Source organism: Stenotrophomonas sp. Marseille-Q4652, assembly GCF_916618915.1.
Classification (GTDB): domain Bacteria; phylum Pseudomonadota; class Gammaproteobacteria; order Xanthomonadales; family Xanthomonadaceae; genus Stenotrophomonas.
The window spans coordinates 2,330,551-2,347,831 of sequence record NZ_CAKAKE010000001.1; the positions used below are offsets into that span (position 1 = coordinate 2,330,551).

The following is a 17,281-nucleotide window of genomic DNA, read 5'->3' on the forward strand; positions in this document are numbered from 1 at the left end:
TTTTTTCTCTCCGGAAAACGGTGATGGTTCGTCTTTTGCGCGCCTGCGTCCCACCCTCGCGTACGACGGATGGAACGCGCCGGAGTCCCCTCCCGACATACGACGCCGTATGCAGTATACCCAGCACCGTTAACTAAACAATAACGACGAAAGGGTAAGGAACGGGCCGGATTGTGGACGGTTCCGGGCAGCCCCGGGGTACGCTTCCCACCCCATGTTCATCTCCATTCCGACCCGCAGGAAGCCGGCGCTGCGCTGGGCCGCCCCGCTGCTCTTCCTGGCCATCTGGATCGCGTTCCTGTGGTCCCTGTCGCGGCCGGACGAGGCGCGCGGGGTGCTGTGGATGGACTGGGGCGCCCTCTCCACCGGCCTGGACCACCCCCGCGACTGGTGGGCGGCGCTGCGCGATGGCAGCGTGCTGCGGTTGTTCACCGCGCTGTTCCTGCACGCGGACTGGTCGCACCTGCTGGGCAACCTGGTGTTCCTGCTGATCTTCGGCCTGCCGGCCGAACGGGTGCTCGGGCCGTGGCGGCTTCTGCTCCTGTTCCTGGTCGGCGGCGCGGTAGCCAACCTGGTCGCGCTCTACATGATGGGCACCCCGGGCCGGGTGATCATCGGCGCCAGTGGCGCGGTGTCGGCGCTGATCGGCACCTACCTGGCGCTGTTCCCGGGCGCGCGGCTGGGCGTGGTGCTGCCGCTGGGGCTGTTCCTGGAATTCATCCGCGCCCCGGCCTACCTGCTGATCGGTGTGTGGGCGGGCCTGCAGGTGGTGTTCGCCTACATCGGCCCGAGCTTCGGCAAGGTCGCCTGGGCCGCGCACGTGGCCGGCTTCGTGTTCGGCGTGGCCTACGGGCTGTACGTGCGCGCGGCCATTGCCCGCCGGTTGCGCAAGCGCCACGGTTTCTGAGCCGTGGGCGGCCTTGCCCGGGTGGGTCGCGTCGACCCGCACCCTATAATCCGCGCCATGAGCAAGCCCCTGTACAAAGTGACGTTCCTCAACCACGGCAAGGTCTACGAGGTGTATGCCGGGCGCGTGGGCAGCAGCCACCTGTGGGGATTCAACGAAGTGGCCGACCTGGTGTTCGACCTGCGCGACGGCGTGCTGGTCGACCCGACCGAAGAGCGCCTTCGCGACGAGTTCGCCAACACCAAGGTGCTGCACCTGCCGATGCAGAGCATCGTGCGCATCGAGGAAGTGGAGAAGAAGGGCCAGTCGGCGATCCGCGACGCGGCCACCGGTGAGAAGGTGGTCACCCCGTTCCCGCTGCCGGCCCGGCCGCGCTGACCTTTCCTCCCGTCATCCCATGGACGACACAGGCCGCTGGCTCCTGCCAGCGGCCTTGCTGTTGGACCGCGCAGGGGCCGATCAATCCGCCGCAGGGGCTGCGACCGGTTTGCCGGCGGCCACGGCCTCGCGTACCGACGGCTGCGAGCTGGGCTGCTTGAGTTCGGCCAGGGCAGCGGCGATCGGTTTGTCGCCGGGCAGCACCGCACCGGCCTTGTAGCCTTCGCCGGCCTCGCCGCCCTCCTCGTCACCACGCAGGTGGCCCGGCAGCGTGGCCTCGCTGTAGTCGGCGCTGGTGGCCACTTCCTCGCCCTCGGCGGCCTCAGGCTGCAGTTCAACGTCCGGGACGATGCCGGTGGCCTGGATCGAGCGGCCGCTGGGCGTGTAGTAACGCGCGGTCGTGAGCTTGACCGAGTCGCCATTGTCCAGCGGCAGCACGGTCTGCACCGAGCCCTTGCCGAAGGTGCGGCTGCCGATCACCCGCGCGCGGCCGTTGTCGCGCAACGCACCGGCAACCACTTCCGAGGCGCTGGCCGACCCGGCGTCCACCAGCACCATTACCGGTGCGCCGTTGAGCAGGTCGCCCGGGGTCGCGTCGAAGCGGGTGTCGCTGATCGACAGGCGGCCGCGGGTACTGACGATGCCGCCCTTCTCCAGCAGGTCGTCGGCCACCTGTACCGCGGCGGTGAGCAGGCCGCCGGGATTGCTGCGCAGGTCCAGTACCAGGCCCTCGAGCCGGCCGTTGGCCTTGTCCTGCAGCTGGCGCACGTGCTTCTGGAAGTCGGCACCGGTGTCGGCCTGGAAGGTGCTGATGCGCACGTAGCCATAGCCCGGTTCCAGCAGGCGGCTGCGCACGCTGGTGACGCGGATCGTCTCGCGGGTAATCGACAGGTCGAACGGTTCCTTGCGACCGTCGCGCACCACGGTCACCACCACGCTGGAGCCTGAGGGCCCACGCAGCGGCTCCATCGCCTCGATCGCGCTGATCGGCTTGCCGTCGATGGCGACGATGACGTCACCGGCACGCAGACCGGCGCGGGCGGCCGGGGTGTCGTCGATCGGTGACACGACCTTGAGCGTGTTGTCCGGCTGCTGCAGCAGTTCCACGCCGATACCGTCATAGGCACCGGTGGCCTGCTCGTCGAAGGCTTCCGCGTCGGCGCGGTCGAAATAGGTGCTGTGCGGATCCAGGTCCAGCAGCAGGCCGCGGATCGCCGACTGCATCAGCCTGGCATCGTCCACCGGCTCGACGTAGGCCGCACGCACCGCGTTGAACACCGCCACATACCGGCGGATCTCGTCCAGCGGCACCCTGGAGGTCACCGACTCCTTGGCGTCGGCGTCCTCGCTGCCTGCTGCCGCGGGGCCGGGCTGGTTCTGGGCCCAGGCCAGGGCGGGCAGCAGGGCAAGCAACAGGGCAGCGGGACGGATGACGCGCATGGACCACTCCGGAAGAAAGGAAGACGCGCCGGTGGCGCGCGTGGCGGATTATGCGTCAGGGCTGGCTAAATTCCCGTTGAACCCAGCCATGCCAGGGCTCAGCGTCGTTGCAGCCAGCTCGACGGATCGACCGGCTGCCCATTGCGGCGCAGTTCGAAGTAGAGCGCCGGCACGCCCTGCCCGCCGGAGTTGCCGACCCGCGCCACCGCCTCGCCGCGCTTGATGCGCGCGCCGGCATCGCGCAGCAGCGCGTCGTTGTGCGCGTACAGGCTCATGTAGCCGTTGCCGTGGTCGATGATCAGGATCATCCCGTAGCCGGTCATCCAGTCGGAGAACACCACGGTGCCATCGGCCACCGCGGTCACCGGCGTACCGGCCGGTGCCCCGATCAGCACCCCGCTGCTGGCACGCCCGTCGGGCAGGCGTCCGCCATAACGGGACAGCAGGTTGCCCGACACCGGCCAGCCCAGCCCGCCCACGCGGGGCGGCGGCGCACTGGCAGTCACCCGTGGCGGCACCTTGCCGGCGCGGGGGCGTTCAGTGCCTGCCGGCGGCTTGGCCGCAGCTGCCCTGGCGGCTGCCGCGGCGGCGGCACGACGCTCGCGCTCGGCCTTGGCCGCGGCCTGGCGCAGATTGCGCAGCAGCGTTTCAAGCGACTGCGCGTCGCGGCCCAGCGCCTGTTCGCGCTCGGCCCGGTCGCGGTAACGCTGGTCCAGTTCGGCCATGAGCCTTTCCCGCTCGCGGCGGTCACGCTCGAGCGTGCTGGCCTGCTGCCGGTGCGCGTCGCGGGCACGTTGCAGTTCATCGCGGCGCTGGGTGACCTGCTGCTCGAGGCTGGCCAGGGTTTCCAGCTCGCCGGCCAGGGTGGCGATGCGCGAGGTCCGCTCGCGTTGCAGGTAACGGTGGTAGGCCAGGGTGCGGTTGGCATCGGCCACGGTGTCCTGCGACAGCAGCAGCTTCAGCGGCGCGTGGTTGCCGAGCCGGTAGGCACCACGCAAAAGGCCGGCCAGTTGCTGGCGCTGCTGCGCCAGGCCCTGCTGCATGCGGTCGCGTTCGCCCTGCAGGCGGGCCAGCTCCTGCTGCTCGCGGGCGATGGCCGCCTCGGTTTCGGACAGCGCGCGCGCGGCACGGGACACCTTCTCGTCAGCCTCGCGCAGCTGGCGCGCGGCCTGGCCGCGCTCGCTTTCGATCCTGCGCCGCTCCTGGGCCACGCTGCGCAGCTCGCCGCGCACCTGCTCCAGCTTCTTCTGCGCCTCGCGGGTGTCCTGGGCCGGGGCCAGCGCCACCCAGCAGCCCACCAGCAGTGCCATCCCCACGCGCACGCCACGACGGCGCGGGCGGGCCGCAACGTCAACCGGGGCGTGGTCAGGCGGGCGAAGGCGCAAGGCAGGTCCAGTGACTTCAGGCAGGTGCGGATTGTAACCATGCATGCTTCCATGGCTTCAGCTGGTCACGCACCCGGCGGACCAGACCTGATCCGGAGGCAACCCATGAAGCAGAACCATCTTGCCCCGCTGCTCCTGCTCGCCCTGGCCGCCAGCCCGGCGCTGGCCAGCAACGACATCAGCAAGGTCAACGGCAGCATCCACGCCGAAGCAGGCCAGCAGTACCGCGACCTGGAAACCGTGAACGGCAGCATCAAGGTCGCCGAGGGCGTGCAGGCGCGACAGATCGAGACCGTCAACGGCAGCGTCACCCTTGGCGACCGCGTGCACGCGCACAGCGTGGAGACGGTCAACGGCGACATCCGCCTCGGCCGCGACGTGGTCATCACCGACGACCTCGAATCGGTCAACGGCAGCGTGTTCACCGACCAGGGCAGCCGCATCGGCGGCAGCATCGAGACCGTCAACGGCAACATCGGCCTGGTCCGCACCGAGCTGGCGCGCGGCATCGAGACCATCAACGGCGACATCACCGTGGGCATCGGCTCGCACGTGCGCGGCGGGGTGAAGGTCCGCAAGGCCAAGGTCAACCTGTCGCTCACCCCGCAGCGGAAGCAGCGCGTGATCGTCGGCCCTGGCGCGGTGGTCGACGGCCCGCTGGATTTCGAACGCGAGGTCGTGCTGTACGTGCACGCCAGCGCCAAGGTCGGCCCGATCAGCGGTGCCACCGCGCAGCGCTACGAGACCGATACCGCACCGCGCGACTGAACGGCCTGCTGATCCCGGTTTGCATAGAATCGGGGCATCGTCGCCCAACAGGAGCCTCCATGCCCCGCAAGTTGATGTCGTGCCTGGCTGTTGCCATGGCCCTGAGTGCCTGCCAGCGCGAGCCGCAGGCCCCGGACCAGTCCCAGGCACAGGCCGTGGACGTGGCTCCCGCCGCGCCCGGCCATGCGTTCTCGCCGCAGATCACCGCCGACGATTTCGCCGAGCTGGTGAAGACCCTGTCCTCGGATGACTTCGAAGGCCGCGCCCCGGGCACCCGCGGCGAGGAACTGACGGTCAACTACATCCGCGACCAGATGCAGCGCATCGGCCTGCAGCCGGGCAACGGCGACAGCTGGTTCCAGGAAGTGCCGATGGTCGAGAGCACGGCCGGCGCGGACACGGTCCTGCGCGTGGAGCGCAACGGCAAGGTCAAGGAACTGGAGTTCGGCACCGACATGATGATCGGCACCCGCAGCGGGCAGGCCGAAGTCAGGGTCGATGGCAGCGAGATGGTGTTCGTCGGCTACGGCGTGGACGCGCCGGAGCAGGACTGGAACGACTACGCCGGCCAGGACTGGACCGGCAAGACCGTGGTGATGTTCGTCAATGACCCCGGCTTCCACGTCGATGACGACAAGCTGTTCGAAGGCAAGCGCATGACCTATTACGGGCGCTGGACCTACAAGTTCGAGGAAGCCGCGCGCAAGGGTGCCGCCGCCGCGCTGATCATCCACGATGCCCCCGGCGCAGCCTATGGATGGGACGTGGTGAAGAATTCCTGGTCCGGTCCGCAGTACGACCTGCCGGCCAAGGATGATCCGGCCCCGCGCCTGCCGGCACAGGGCTGGCTCAGCGCCGAGGCCGCACGTGCGCTGTTCGCCGAGGCCGGGCTGGACCTGGACAAGGCCTACCGCGATGCCAGCAAGCGCGGCTTCAAGCCGGTGCCGCTGGGCGCGAAGCTGTCGCTGGAGCTCAGCAGCACCATCACCGAGAAGAAGTCGCGCAACGTGGTCGGCGTGCTGCCGGGCCAGGGCCGCGCCGACGAGGCGGTGCTGTACATGGCCCACTGGGACCACCTGGGCAAGCGCGAGGGCGACGAAGGCGACGACATCTACAACGGCGCGGTGGACAACGCCACCGGCGTGGCCGGTGTCCTCGAGATCGCCGAGGCGATGGCCAACCAGCAGCCGCGCCCGGAGCGCTCGGCGGTGTTCCTGGCGGTGACGCTGGAGGAATCGGGCCTGCTCGGTTCGCAGTACTACGTCGCCCATCCGACCTTCCCGCTGGAGAAGATCGCCGGGGTGATCAACATCGACGCGATGTCGATCTATGGCCGCACCCGCGACGTGACCGTCACCGGCATGGGCAGCTCGGAGCTGGAGGACATCCTCAAGCCGCTGGCGGCAATGCAGAACCGCGTGCTGCGTGGCGAGCAGTCGGTGCAGAGCGGCTCCTACTTCCGTTCGGACCATTTCAGCTTCGCCAAGGCCGGCGTGCCGGCGCTGTACGCCGGTGGCGGCAGCGACCTGCGCGAGGGCGGCACTGCCGCGTCCAAGCGCATCCGCGAGGAGTACGGCCGCACCCGCTACCACGCCCCGGGCGATGAGTACGATCCGGCGGTCTGGAAGCTGGACGGCACCGTGGAGGACCTGGAGCTGCTGTACGGCGTGGGCAGGGAGCTGGCTTCCGGTGATCGCTGGCCCAACTGGTACGAGGGCAATCCGTTCAAGGCCGCGCGCGATGCACAGATGCGCACGCGCCCGGCTGGCGGCAGCCGCTGAGCCGGAGGAAATGGTTGATCGGGGACGGCGCCTGCGGGCGCCGTCGTCGTTCCCGGGGCAGGCACCGGCAGGCAACTGGTAACCTTTGCCGATGGCTTACGAACGTTACGAACAACCGGATTCGGGCGCGCCATCGCGCGCGATGCAGTTCTGGAAACTGATGCGTGCCGACCGCCCGATCGGCACGTTGCTGCTGCTGTGGCCGACCTGGTGGGCGCTGTGGCTGGCGGCCGGCGGGCTGCCCTCGCTGTGGATCCTGTTCGTGTTCACCGCCGGCGTGTGGTTGACCCGCTCGGCCGGCTGCGTGATCAACGACTACGCCGACCGCTGGCTGGATCCGCACGTCAAACGCACCCGGGACCGTCCGCTGGCCACGGGCGCGGTGTCCGGTCGCGAGGCGCTTGCGTTGTTCGCCGGGCTGATGCTGGTGGCCTTCGCGCTTGTGCTCACACTCAACCGGCTGACGATCCTGCTCAGCTTCGTCGGCGTGTTCCTGGCCGCCAGCTACCCCTACCTCAAACGCTACACCCACCTGCCCCAGGTCTACCTGGGCCTGGCCTTCGGCTGGGGCATCCCGATGGCGTTCGCCGCGGTGCAGGGCGAGGTGCCGGCACTGGCCTGGCTGCTGTACGTGGCCAACATCGTCTGGTCCACCGCCTACGACACCTGGTACGCGATGGTCGACCGCGACGACGACATCCGCATGGGCTCGCACTCCACCGCGATCCTGTTCGGTGACCTGGACCTGGTCATCCAGGGCGTGCTGTACGCGCTGTTCCTGGGTGCGATGGCGATGGTCGGGCAGCGCGCAGGCCTTGGCCTGGCCTACTGGATCGGACTGGGCGTGGCCGCGGTACTGGTGGCCTGGGAGTTCTTCCTCGCCCGCCACCGCGGGCGCGAGGCCTGCTTCAAGGCGTTCCTGCACAACAACTGGGTCGGGATGGCCCTGTTCGCCGGCATCGCCTTTGCCCTGGCCTGGCCGGAACTGGGCTGAGATTGCCGCGCAGTGCTACGGCACCCGCGCACACACCCAGGCATCGACCCGCTCCACCCCGGCCCGGCGCAGGGCCATCGCCGCCGCACGCAGCGTCGCGCCTGTGGTCATCACGTCATCGACCAGGGCCACGTGTGCGGGCAGGCCCCGCCGCGCCACGAAGGCGCCGCGCAGGTTGCGGCGGCGTGCGGACGCATCCAGTTCCGACTGCGCATGGGTGGCACGCACCCGCTGCAGCCCCTCGACCAGCGGCAATCCCAGCTCCCGGGCCACTGGCCGGGCCAGTTCCAGCGCCTGGTCGTAGCCACGCTGGCGCAGGCGCCTGCGATGCAGCGACACCGGCACCACGGCCTGCGGGCGCGGCGCCTGCTGCAGGGCCTCGACCATCAGCTGCGCCAACAGCCGGCCGGCGGCGAGGTCCTGGTGGAACTTGAAGCGTCGCAGCAGCCGATCCACCGGGGCGGCGTACACCAGCGCCGCACGCACCTGCAGCAACGAGCCACGCACCCGTTGGCAGGCACCGCACAGCTCGGCGCTTTCGCCGGCCGGCAGCGGCAATGCACAGCGCGCGCAGGCCGGCTGGTTCCATGGCAGGGCCGCATGACATTCGCCACACAGGTCACGGCCTGCGCCGCCGCGGGCCGCGCAGGCCAGGCAACGGGCCGGCAGCAGCCAGGTTCCAATCCCTGAGCATGACCTGTAAACCACTCGGAATAATTGATTGTTGACAGGGCGAGGCATGCTCACCAGACTGCCCGGCTTTCGCTGCCCACGCTGTCAGGTAATCCCGATGCCCCCTGTCATCCGTCACGACTGGCACCTCGACGAACTGCTCGCCCTGTTCGAGCTGCCACTGCCGGAGCTGCTGCACCGGGCCGCCAGCATGCACCGCACGCATTTCGATCCGGCCCAGGTGCAGGTCTCGACCCTGCTCTCGGTCAAGACCGGTGGCTGCCCGGAGGACTGCGGCTACTGCCCGCAGGCGCAGCGTTACGCCACCGGGGTGGATGCGCAGAAGCTGATGGACACCGAAGCCGTGCTCGAGCGCGCCCGCCAGGCCCGGGCCGCCGGCGCCTCGCGTTTCTGCATGGGCGCGGCGTGGCGTTCGCCCAAGGACCGTGACATCCCCAAGGTGGCGGCGATGATCCGCGAGGTGAAGGCGCTGGGCCTGGAGACCTGCGCCACCTTGGGCATGCTCGAAGGCCACCAGGCCCGCGCGCTCAAGGAAGCCGGGCTGGACTACTACAACCACAACCTCGACACCGCGCCGGACTACTACGACTCGGTCATCCACACCCGCCAGTACCAGGACCGCCTGGACACGCTGGCGCACGTGCGCGAGGCGGGGCTGAAGACCTGCTGCGGCGGCATCGTCGGCATGGGCGAGACCCGCGCGCAGCGCGCCGGCCTGCTGCAGGCCCTGGCCAACCTGCCCGCGCATCCGGATTCGGTGCCGATCAACCGCCTGGTGCAGGTCGCCGGCACCCCGCTGCATGGCAGCCCCGAGCTGGATCCGTTCGAATTCGTGCGGATGATCGCGGTGGCCCGCATCACCATGCCGCGGTCGATGGTGCGGCTGTCGGCCGGGCGCGAGACGATGAGCGATGAGCTGCAGGCACTGTGCTTCCTCGCCGGTGCCAACTCGATCTTCTACGGCGAGAAGCTGCTGACCACCGGCAACCCCGACACCGCGCGCGACCGCCAGCTGTTCGCGCGGCTGGGCCTGGTGCCGATGGAAGTGACCGTGGATGCCGACGACCACGATCATCCGGGGACTGTGCACATGGACATCGCTGCCGAGTGCGCCGACCCGGCCTGAGGCCGGCCCCGGCCCTACGCGGCTGCACGCAATCCGCTGCAGCTAGCGGTTACGCTATCGGCCCTTTCGACCATGAAGCCTTGACCATGGCCCGCCCCGACCTGCACGAACGCATCCAGGCCCAGCAGAAACTGCGTGGCGCCCAGGGCCGCACCCGCGCCCGCCGGACCGTAAGCCGTCGCGATGGCGTGCGGCTGGAAGTCGACGGCCGCTGGCTCACCGGCTTCTGCAGCAACGACTACCTCGGCCTGGCCCAGCAGTTCGAGGTCGTGGCCGCACTGCAGGACGCGGCCGCGCGCGACGGTGCCGGCAGCACCGCCTCGCACCTGATCTGCGGCCACCACGCCAACCACGACGCGCTCGAGCGCGAGATGGCCGAATGGCTGGGCTATCCGCGTGCACTGCTGTTCGACAGCGGCTTCAGCGCCAACCTGGCCGTGCAGCAGGCGCTGCTGGGCGATGACAACGACGTCTGCGTGCAGGACCGGCTCAACCACGCCAGCCTGCTCGATGCCTCGCGCCTGGCCGGCTGCCGCCTGCGCCGCTATCCGCACCTGGATACCGAAGGCGCGATGCGCCAGCTCAAGCACGCGCCCGATGGCGCGGCGATGCTCGTCACCGATGGCGTCTTCAGCATGGATGGCGACATCGCCCCGCTGCGCTCGCTGTCGCTGGTGGCGCGCATGCAGCAGGCGCTGTTCTACGTGGACGATGCCCACGGCGTGGGCGTGGTCGGCGAGGACGGTCGCGGCTGCGTGGCCGATGCCGGCCTGGGCGTGAACGAAGTGCCGCTGCAGCTGGCCACGCTGGGCAAGTCCCTGGGCGGCCACGGCGCGGTGGTGCTGGGCGACGAGGCGCTGATCCAGCACCTGTCCGAGACCGCCCGCCCGTACATCTACACCACCGCCCTGCCACCCGCGCTGGCCGCGGCCTCGCTGGCGGCGATCAAGCTGGCCCGCCGCGACCACTGGCGCCGCGAGAAGCTGACCGAACTGATCGCGCTGTTCCGCGAGGGCGCACGCCGCAACGGACTGGAGCTGATGCCCTCGGAAACGCCGATCCAGCCGTTGCTGTGCGGCGACGAGAGCCACACCGTGGCCATGGCCAACCGCCTGGTGGAGGCTGGCTTCCTGGTCAGCGCGATCCGTCCGCCGACCGTGCCCGAAGGCAAGTCGCGGCTGCGGGTCACCCTGTCGGCACTGCACACCCCCGCGGAGGTCAACGCGCTGCTGGAGGCCATCGCCCGCGCCCGCGACGTGGCCAGCTTCCAGCAGTCGCTGCTGGCCAGCGGCAGCTAGGCATGCATATCGAGGTCACCGGCACCGGCCCGGCCCTGGTCCTGATCCATGGCTGGGCGCTGCACGGCGGGATCTTCGCTCCGCTGGTGGAACGGCTGGCACCGCACTTCCAGCTGCACGTGGTCGACCTGCCCGGCCATGGCCACAGCCGAGACGACACCACCGCACTGCGCCTGCCGCAGGTGGTCCGCGCGATCGCCGCGGCCACGCCGCCGGGGGTGTGGTGTGGCTGGTCGCTGGGTGGCCTGTTCGCGCTGCACGGCGCGGCCACGTTGCCGCAGGTGCGCGGGCTGGCCATGCTCGCGGCCACGCCGCGCTTCGTCATCGACGGCAGCTGGCCGCATGGCGTGCAGCCCCAGGTGTTCGCGCAGTTCGGCAGCGACCTGCAGGCCGACTACCGCGGCACCCTGGACCGGTTCCTGGCGCTGGACGTGGTGGGTTCCGAACACGCCCGCAGCGAGCTGCGCACCCTGCGCCAGACCCTGGCCGATCGTGGCGAACCGGCACCGCGTGCGCTGCACGAAGGCCTGGCCCTGCTCGAGGGCACCGACCTGCGCGGCGCGCTGCCTGCGCTCGGCAAGCCCGGGCTGTGGATCGCCGGCCAGCGCGACCGGCTGGTCCCACCGGCCGGCATGCATGCGGCCGCTACCCTGGCCGGCCACCCGGCCCACACCATCAGCGGCGGCGGGCACGCGCCCTTCCTCGGCCACGCCGACCAGGTGGCCGCCCTGCTGCATGACTTCGTGGCGGGCTGCGGATGATCCCCGGCCCGGCCGACTGCCACGGCTGACCCGGCGCCATTCCTGCCCGGCTCATCCACTCCTTCCTACACTGCACTGCTGCCGCGCGCAGCGGCCCGCCTGACCTCCACGCCCTGCCCATGCCCTCTATGTTCGATCCCCGCCACGTCCGCCGCGCGTTTTCGCGCGCCGCTTCCAGCTACGACGCCGCCGCCGCGCTGCAGCGCGAAGTGCAGAAGCGGCTGCTCGAATCGCTGGACTACCTGGACGATCGCGCGCCGCAGGTGGTGCTGGATGTCGGCAGCGGCCCGGCCCACGCCAGCGCTGCGATGAAGAAGCGCTGGCCCAGGTCGCAGGTGATCGCGCTGGACCTGGCCGAACCGATGCTGCGCGAGGCGAAGAAGCAGGCCGGCTGGTGGCGTCCGTTCTCGCGCGTGTGCGCCGATGCCCAGGCCCTGCCGCTGCAGGACCAGAGCGTGGACGTGATCTTCTGCAACCTGTGCCTGCAGTGGGTGGACGACCTGCCAGCGGTATTCGCCGGCTTCCGCCGGGTGCTCAAGCCCGGCGGCCTGCTGCTGTGCTCCACCTTCGGCCCGGACACCCTGGTCGAGCTCAACGAGGCCTTTGCCGCGGCCGATGACATCCCGCACGTGAGCCGCTTCCCGGCCATCGCCCAGTTCGGCGATGCGCTGATGATGGCCGGCTTCCGCGACCCGGTGCTGGACCGCGACCTGTTCACCCTGACCTATGACGACCTGCCGGCACTGATGCGCGAACTGCGTGCGATCGGCGCCACCAATGCAATGCGCAGCCGTCGCCACACCCTCACCGGGCGCGGCCGCTTTGCCGCCGCGCAGGCCGCCTACGAACCGCTGCGCCGCGCCGACGGCAAGCTGCCCAGCAGCTGGGAAGTGATCTACGCCCACGCCTGGGCGCCGGAGCCGGGTGCGCCGATCCGCGAGCATGGTCATGACGTCGCCGCGGTGCCGGTCTCGGCGATCCCGATCCGCCGCAAGCCGCGCGACTGACCAGGTACGGAATCAGCGACCGCGCAGCACCAGGTCGCGGTGGAAGAAGTAGATCTCCTGCGCCAGGAAGCGCCAGCGCGTCTGGAAGCTGCGGAAGCGCGTGCTTGGCGTCGACGAGGCACGCGCGTCGATGCCCAGCTCGCTGCACAGGCGCAGCGCGCGGGCCATGTGCAGCGGGTCGCTGACCACGATCACCCGGTGCAGGTCGTGCTGGCGCATCAGCGCGCGCGCCTGCTCCAGGTTCTGCCGGGTGGTACGTGATTCGGTCTCGATCAGGATCGCTTCTTCCGGCACCTGCTGGCGCAGCGCGTAGCGCCTGGCCACCTGCGATTCGGCAAAGCGCGCGCCCGCCCCGCCATAGCCACCGGTGAAGATCAGCACGGGGGCGTAGCCACGCCGGTACAGATCCAGGCCGTGGCGGATGCGTTCCTCGAACACCGGCGACGGCTTGGCGTCATAGGCGGCGGCACCGAGCACGATGATCGCGTCGGCCGGCGCGGCCTGGTCGCGGTCGCCGACCCAGACGATCCAGCCGGCCACGCCCAGCAGCCACAGCAGCGCGATAACGCCCAGGCGCCAGGCCCAGCCCAGCAGGCCCCGCCGCGAACGCCGGCGCCGGCTCATGGCCGGCTCCACGGCAGCGAATCCAGGTCGACGTTGCCACCGGACAGCACCAGGCCGACCCTGCGCCCGGCAAAACGCTGCGGCTGCGCCAGCACCGCGGCCAGGGTGATGGCCGAGGACGGCTCCACCACCTGCTTGAGCACCTGCCAGAGCAGGCGCATCGCGGCGACCACTGCCGCATCGTCGACGGTGATGACCTGCGCCACGCCATTGAGCAGGGCGAAATTGGGTTCCCCCAGGATCCCGCGCAGGCCGTCGCACACGGTGTCCGGTTTGAAGTCGACCAGGCGTTGCCCTGAAGCCAGCGAGCGCGCGGTGTCGGCAGCGCCTTCCGGCTCGGCAAGCACCAGCTCGGCGCTGGATCCGGCCTGGCGCAACGCCAGCGCGGTACCGGCGGCCAGGCCGCCACCGCCGACCGGGACCACCAGCGCCTGCAGGTCCGGCTCGGCATGCAGCAGCTCCAGCGCGGCCGTGCCTTGGCCAGCAATCACCTGCGCGTCGGCATAGGGATGCACCAGCGTCGCACCGGTCTCGGCCTGCACCTGCGCGCAGCGCTGCTCGCGCGCGGCAATGCCCGGCTCGCAGCGCCACAGCGTCGCGCCGTGGCGGACGATGTTGGTCAGCTTGGCCGCGACCGCGCCTTCGGGCACCACAACATGGCAGGGGATGCCGCGCGAGCGCGCGGCCAGCGCCAGTGCGGCGCCATGGTTGCCGGAGGAATGGGTGACCACGCCGCGCGCGGCCTGCGCCTCGTCCAGCGCCCAGACCGAATTGCAGGCACCGCGGAACTTGAACGCACCGCTGCGCTGCAGGTGTTCGGCCTTGAAGGACAGGCGCGCCCCGCTGATCGCATCCAGTTCGCGCGAGCGCAGGACCGGGGTCAGCGCCGCATGCGGCGCGATTCGAGCCGCGGCGGCCAGGACCTCGGCAGCACCGGGCAGGGAGGCATCACTCATGCGCAAAGGTTAACGTAGCCCCGCGTGGCAGGACTACCGCGTCGCTCCGAAGCTGGACGGTTCAGCCAGATCCGGACAAGTTAAGGACCGATTCAATGCAGCGCCGCGAAGCTGGCAGCCTGCCCACAGGGGGATACGCGCGTGAAATACCGTCTGATCATCGCCGCCGGCCTCGCACTCGGTCTGTCCGGTTGCGTCACCTACGATTACGTGGGCGGCGGCTCAGGTGGTTACTACCACGGCACGCCGTCGACCCAGTACCGCTATCCCTACGGCTACCCGTATGGCTATGACGCCCCGGGTTACGGCTACTACGGCAGCTGGGGCTATTACGGTCCCACCTACATCTACCGGCCGCGTCCGGTGCAGCCGCCGCCCCGCCCGGGCCACCGCCCGCCGCCGCGCCCCGGCAACTACCAGCCCGGCCGTCCGGGGAACCACCAGCCTGGTCGCCCGACCCAGCCGCCACCGCCGGCCGGCAATGGCAGCAACAAGTCGCCGTGGCGCAACCTGGACGGCCTGCGCCCCCCGCGCAATGACGGCCAGCCCCGCAACGTGCCGCGCCCGCAGCAGCAGTCCCGCCCGGCGGCCGTGCAGGCCCCGCGCCCGGCCATGCAGAACCGGCCGGCGCCGCAGCGGCGCGAGAGCCCCCGTCGCAGCACTGAGACCCCGCGCACACAAGAGCCATAAAGGGGCTTGCAATTGGTCTCGGAACGGGGCCAATCTACGCAGGCCAAGTGACGGCCCGCGTCGGTTTGTGACCCACAACGGCTCCAAACGTTCCACCGCTTCAATGTCGATGTCCGACAGGAAATCTGGATCCCCCCTGTTCCGGCCCTGTCGGGCGTCGGCGCCCATAAAGCAGAAAGCCCCGGTTTCCCGGGGCTTTCTGCTTTTCCACTGCAGCCAGAGCACCGCTCGGGCCTTGTTACTGCAAGGGTAAGGGTGACAGTCCCCCGACTGTCGACCCTCCTGCTTCCCCATCGTGCGCGTAGCTGGCCCCTGTTCCAATTCCAGCCATTGCGCCGTGATGTCGCATGCCACGGTGGGTGCGGGTGGATGAACGCAGGTTCCGTGCCAAGTGCTGCCCGCGCCGCCCGGGATCCGGCGCGGCGCTAGAATCTGCGCCTCCGCGCGCGCGCACCACCGCTGCCGCGCCGCCTGCCGAAGAACCCTGATGAAAGACTCCTTCCACCACTACGACGTGATCGTCATTGGCGGCGGCCACGCCGGCACCGAGGCCGCGCTGGCGTCGGCACGCAGCGGCGCGCGCACCCTGCTGCTGACCCACAACGTGGAAACGGTCGGGGCGATGAGCTGCAACCCGGCCATCGGCGGCATCGGCAAGGGCCACCTGGTCAAGGAGATCGACGCCCTCGGCGGTGCGATGGCGCATGCCGCCGACCTGGCCGGCATCCAGTGGCGCACCCTCAATGCCTCCAAGGGCCCGGCCGTGCGCGCCACGCGCTGCCAGGCCGACCGCAACCTGTACCGGATGGCGATCCGCCGCATTGTCGAGGCGCAGGAAAACCTGACCGTGTTCCAGGCTGCGGTCGATGACCTGGTGATCGAAGGCGACGCCGTGCGCGGCGCCATCACCCAGACCGGGCTGACCTTCCACGCCGCGGCGGTGGTGCTGACCGCCGGCACCTTCCTGGCCGGCAAGATCCACATCGGCCCGACCCAGTACACCGCCGGGCGCATGGGCGATCCGCCGGCCACCACCCTGGCCGCGCGCCTGCGCGAGCGCCCGTTCGCGATCGATCGCCTGAAGACCGGCACGCCGCCGCGCATCGACGGCCGCTCGCTGGACTATTCGGTGATGGAGGAGCAGCCCGGCGACGACCCGATGCCGGTGATGTCCTTCCTCGGTTCGGTGGACGAACACCCGCGCCAGGTCAGCTGCTGGATCACCCACACCAGCCAGCAGACCCACGACATCATCCGCGGCGCGCTGGACCGCTCGCCGCTGTACAGCGGCCAGATCGAGGGCATCGGCCCGCGCTACTGCCCGTCCATCGAGGACAAGGTGGTGCGCTTTGCCGAGAAGGAAAGCCACCAGATCTTCGTCGAGCCCGAAGGGCTGGACGTGGTGGAAATCTACCCCAACGGCATTTCCACCTCGCTGCCGTTCGACGTGCAGCTGGCCCTGGTGCGCAGCATCCGCGGCATGGAGAACGCGCACATCACCCGACCCGGCTACGCCATCGAATACGACTTCTTCGATCCGCGCGGGCTCAAGCCGACGCTGGAGACGCGACTGGTGTCGGGCCTGTTCTTCGCCGGCCAGATCAACGGCACCACCGGTTACGAGGAAGCCGCCGCGCAGGGCCTGCTGGCCGGCATCAACGCCGCCCGCCAGACCCGCGAGCAGGACGGCTGGTGCCCGCGCCGCGACGAGGCCTACCTGGGCGTGCTGGTCGATGACCTGATCACCCACGGCACCAGCGAGCCGTACCGCATGTTCACCAGCCGCGCCGAATACCGGCTGCAGCTGCGCGAGGACAACGCCGACGTGCGCCTGACCCCGGCCGGCCGCGAACTGGGCCTGGTGGATGACCGCCGCTGGTCCGCGTTCGGCGCCAAGCAGGACGCCGTCGCCGCCGAGACCGCACGCCTGAAGGCGCTGTGGGCGACACCGGCCAATGCGCTGGGCCGGGAACTCGAGCAGGCCACCGGCGTGGCGGTCAGCCGCGAAACCAACGTGCTGGACCTGATCAAGCGCCCGGAGCTGGACTACGCAAAGCTGATGGCCGTGCCCAGCCTGGGCCCGGGCGTGGACGATCCCAAGGTCGCCGAGCAGGTCGAAATCGGGGTCAAGTACGCCGGCTACCTGGACCGCCAGCGCGAGGAGATCGAGCGCCAGCAGCGCCACGAGAACACGGCGATCGCCGAAGGCTTCGACTTCGCCAGCGTGCGTGGCCTCTCGGCCGAGGTGCTGCAGAAGCTCGAGCGCGTGCGCCCGCTGACCATCGGCCAGGCCCAGCGCATCCCGGGCATGACTCCGGCGGCGATTTCGCTGCTGCTGGTGCACCTGGAACGCGCGCGCCGCGGCAGCAGGGTCGCCTGATCCCGGCACCACGCAGGGCACGCTGGTCGCGACCTGCGGCCACGCTATGATCGCAGGCCGCCTGCGGGGGCCGATTGCCCCCGCGCCGAGCCT

General features: G+C 70.2%; 16 protein-coding genes. 11 read left to right on the forward strand and 5 right to left on the reverse strand.

Features of this window, described 5'->3' with window-relative positions; translation table 11 throughout:
* Positions 1–214: 214 nt before the first annotated feature.
* Both LG380_RS11070 and LG380_RS11075 read left to right on the forward strand, forming a co-directional pair.
* Positions 215–907 carry a rhomboid family intramembrane serine protease gene (locus LG380_RS11070; RefSeq protein WP_225765154.1) on the forward strand — a complete coding sequence of 231 codons (693 nt, stop codon included), beginning with the start codon at positions 215–217 and terminating at the stop codon, positions 905–907.
* 57 nt (positions 908–964) lie between these two features.
* Positions 965–1,285 carry a DUF1820 family protein gene (locus LG380_RS11075; protein WP_225765155.1) on the forward strand — a complete coding sequence of 107 codons (321 nt, stop codon included), beginning with the start codon at positions 965–967 and terminating at the stop codon, positions 1,283–1,285.
* A gap of 81 nt (positions 1,286–1,366) precedes the next feature.
* Here the strand turns inward: LG380_RS11075 and LG380_RS11080 are convergent, their stop codons facing one another.
* Positions 1,367–2,725: a S41 family peptidase gene (locus LG380_RS11080; RefSeq protein WP_225765157.1), complete on the reverse strand. Its 1,359-nt coding sequence runs from the start codon at positions 2,723–2,725 to the stop codon at positions 1,367–1,369.
* Positions 2,726–2,823: 98 nt separating this feature from the next.
* Positions 2,824–4,035 (reverse strand): peptidoglycan DD-metalloendopeptidase family protein, encoded by a 1,212-nt coding sequence (locus tag LG380_RS11085; RefSeq protein ID WP_225766580.1) that lies wholly within the window; start codon positions 4,033–4,035, stop codon positions 2,824–2,826.
* 180 nt (positions 4,036–4,215) lie between these two features.
* On the opposite strand from LG380_RS11085, the gene LG380_RS11090 reads away from it, so the two are divergent.
* The 3 genes from LG380_RS11090 (at position 4,216) to ubiA (ending at position 7,653) form a co-directional block, all read left to right on the forward strand.
* Complete coding sequence (locus LG380_RS11090; RefSeq protein ID WP_225765158.1) at positions 4,216–4,878, forward strand: hypothetical protein; 663 nt, start codon at positions 4,216–4,218, stop codon at positions 4,876–4,878.
* Positions 4,879–4,937: 59 nt separating this feature from the next.
* Entirely contained in the window at positions 4,938–6,659 is a 1,722-nt protein-coding gene (locus LG380_RS11095) for a M28 family metallopeptidase (protein ID WP_225765160.1), read from the forward strand.
* Between the two features lie 91 nt (positions 6,660–6,750).
* Positions 6,751–7,653: a 4-hydroxybenzoate octaprenyltransferase gene (gene ubiA, locus LG380_RS11100; RefSeq protein ID WP_225765161.1), complete on the forward strand. Its 903-nt coding sequence runs from the start codon at positions 6,751–6,753 to the stop codon at positions 7,651–7,653.
* A 15-nt stretch (positions 7,654–7,668) separates the two neighbouring features.
* Here ubiA and LG380_RS11105 read toward each other — a convergent pair whose 3' ends face one another.
* Positions 7,669–8,337, reverse strand: a complete 669-nt coding sequence (locus LG380_RS11105; protein WP_225766582.1) for a ComF family protein — start codon at positions 8,335–8,337, stop codon at positions 7,669–7,671.
* Between the two features lie 106 nt (positions 8,338–8,443).
* On the opposite strand from LG380_RS11105, the gene bioB reads away from it, so the two are divergent.
* The 4 genes from bioB (at position 8,444) to bioC (ending at position 12,538) form a co-directional block, all read left to right on the forward strand.
* Positions 8,444–9,472 (forward strand): biotin synthase BioB, encoded by a 1,029-nt coding sequence (bioB, locus tag LG380_RS11110; protein WP_225765162.1) that lies wholly within the window; start codon positions 8,444–8,446, stop codon positions 9,470–9,472.
* A gap of 86 nt (positions 9,473–9,558) precedes the next feature.
* The gene (bioF, locus tag LG380_RS11115; protein ID WP_225765163.1) at positions 9,559–10,770 is read left to right on the forward strand and encodes an 8-amino-7-oxononanoate synthase; all 1,212 of its coding nucleotides are present in this window, start codon (positions 9,559–9,561) and stop codon (positions 10,768–10,770) included.
* 2 nt (positions 10,771–10,772) lie between these two features.
* Entirely contained in the window at positions 10,773–11,531 is a 759-nt protein-coding gene (bioH, locus tag LG380_RS11120) for a pimeloyl-ACP methyl ester esterase BioH (protein WP_225765164.1), read from the forward strand.
* 119 nt (positions 11,532–11,650) lie between these two features.
* Positions 11,651–12,538, forward strand: a complete 888-nt coding sequence (gene bioC / locus LG380_RS11125; RefSeq protein ID WP_225765165.1) for a malonyl-ACP O-methyltransferase BioC — start codon at positions 11,651–11,653, stop codon at positions 12,536–12,538.
* Positions 12,539–12,550: 12 nt separating this feature from the next.
* Here the strand turns inward: bioC and LG380_RS11130 are convergent, their stop codons facing one another.
* Positions 12,551–13,162 carry a YdcF family protein gene (locus LG380_RS11130; RefSeq protein WP_225765166.1) on the reverse strand — a complete coding sequence of 204 codons (612 nt, stop codon included), beginning with the start codon at positions 13,160–13,162 and terminating at the stop codon, positions 12,551–12,553.
* On the reverse strand, positions 13,159–14,118 hold the full coding sequence (locus LG380_RS11135) for a pyridoxal-phosphate dependent enzyme (RefSeq protein ID WP_225765167.1): 960 nt from the start codon (positions 14,116–14,118) through the stop codon (positions 13,159–13,161). The genes LG380_RS11130 and LG380_RS11135 overlap by 4 nt, the downstream gene beginning before the upstream one ends.
* Positions 14,119–14,259: 141 nt before the next feature.
* Here LG380_RS11135 and LG380_RS11140 point away from each other — a divergent pair, with 141 nt between their 5' ends.
* Complete coding sequence (locus LG380_RS11140) at positions 14,260–14,808, forward strand: hypothetical protein (protein ID WP_225765168.1); 549 nt, start codon at positions 14,260–14,262, stop codon at positions 14,806–14,808.
* A gap of 487 nt (positions 14,809–15,295) precedes the next feature.
* The gene (gene mnmG, locus LG380_RS11145; protein ID WP_225765170.1) at positions 15,296–17,188 is read left to right on the forward strand and encodes a tRNA uridine-5-carboxymethylaminomethyl(34) synthesis enzyme MnmG; all 1,893 of its coding nucleotides are present in this window, start codon (positions 15,296–15,298) and stop codon (positions 17,186–17,188) included.
* The last annotated feature ends 93 nt before the right edge of the window (positions 17,189–17,281 follow it).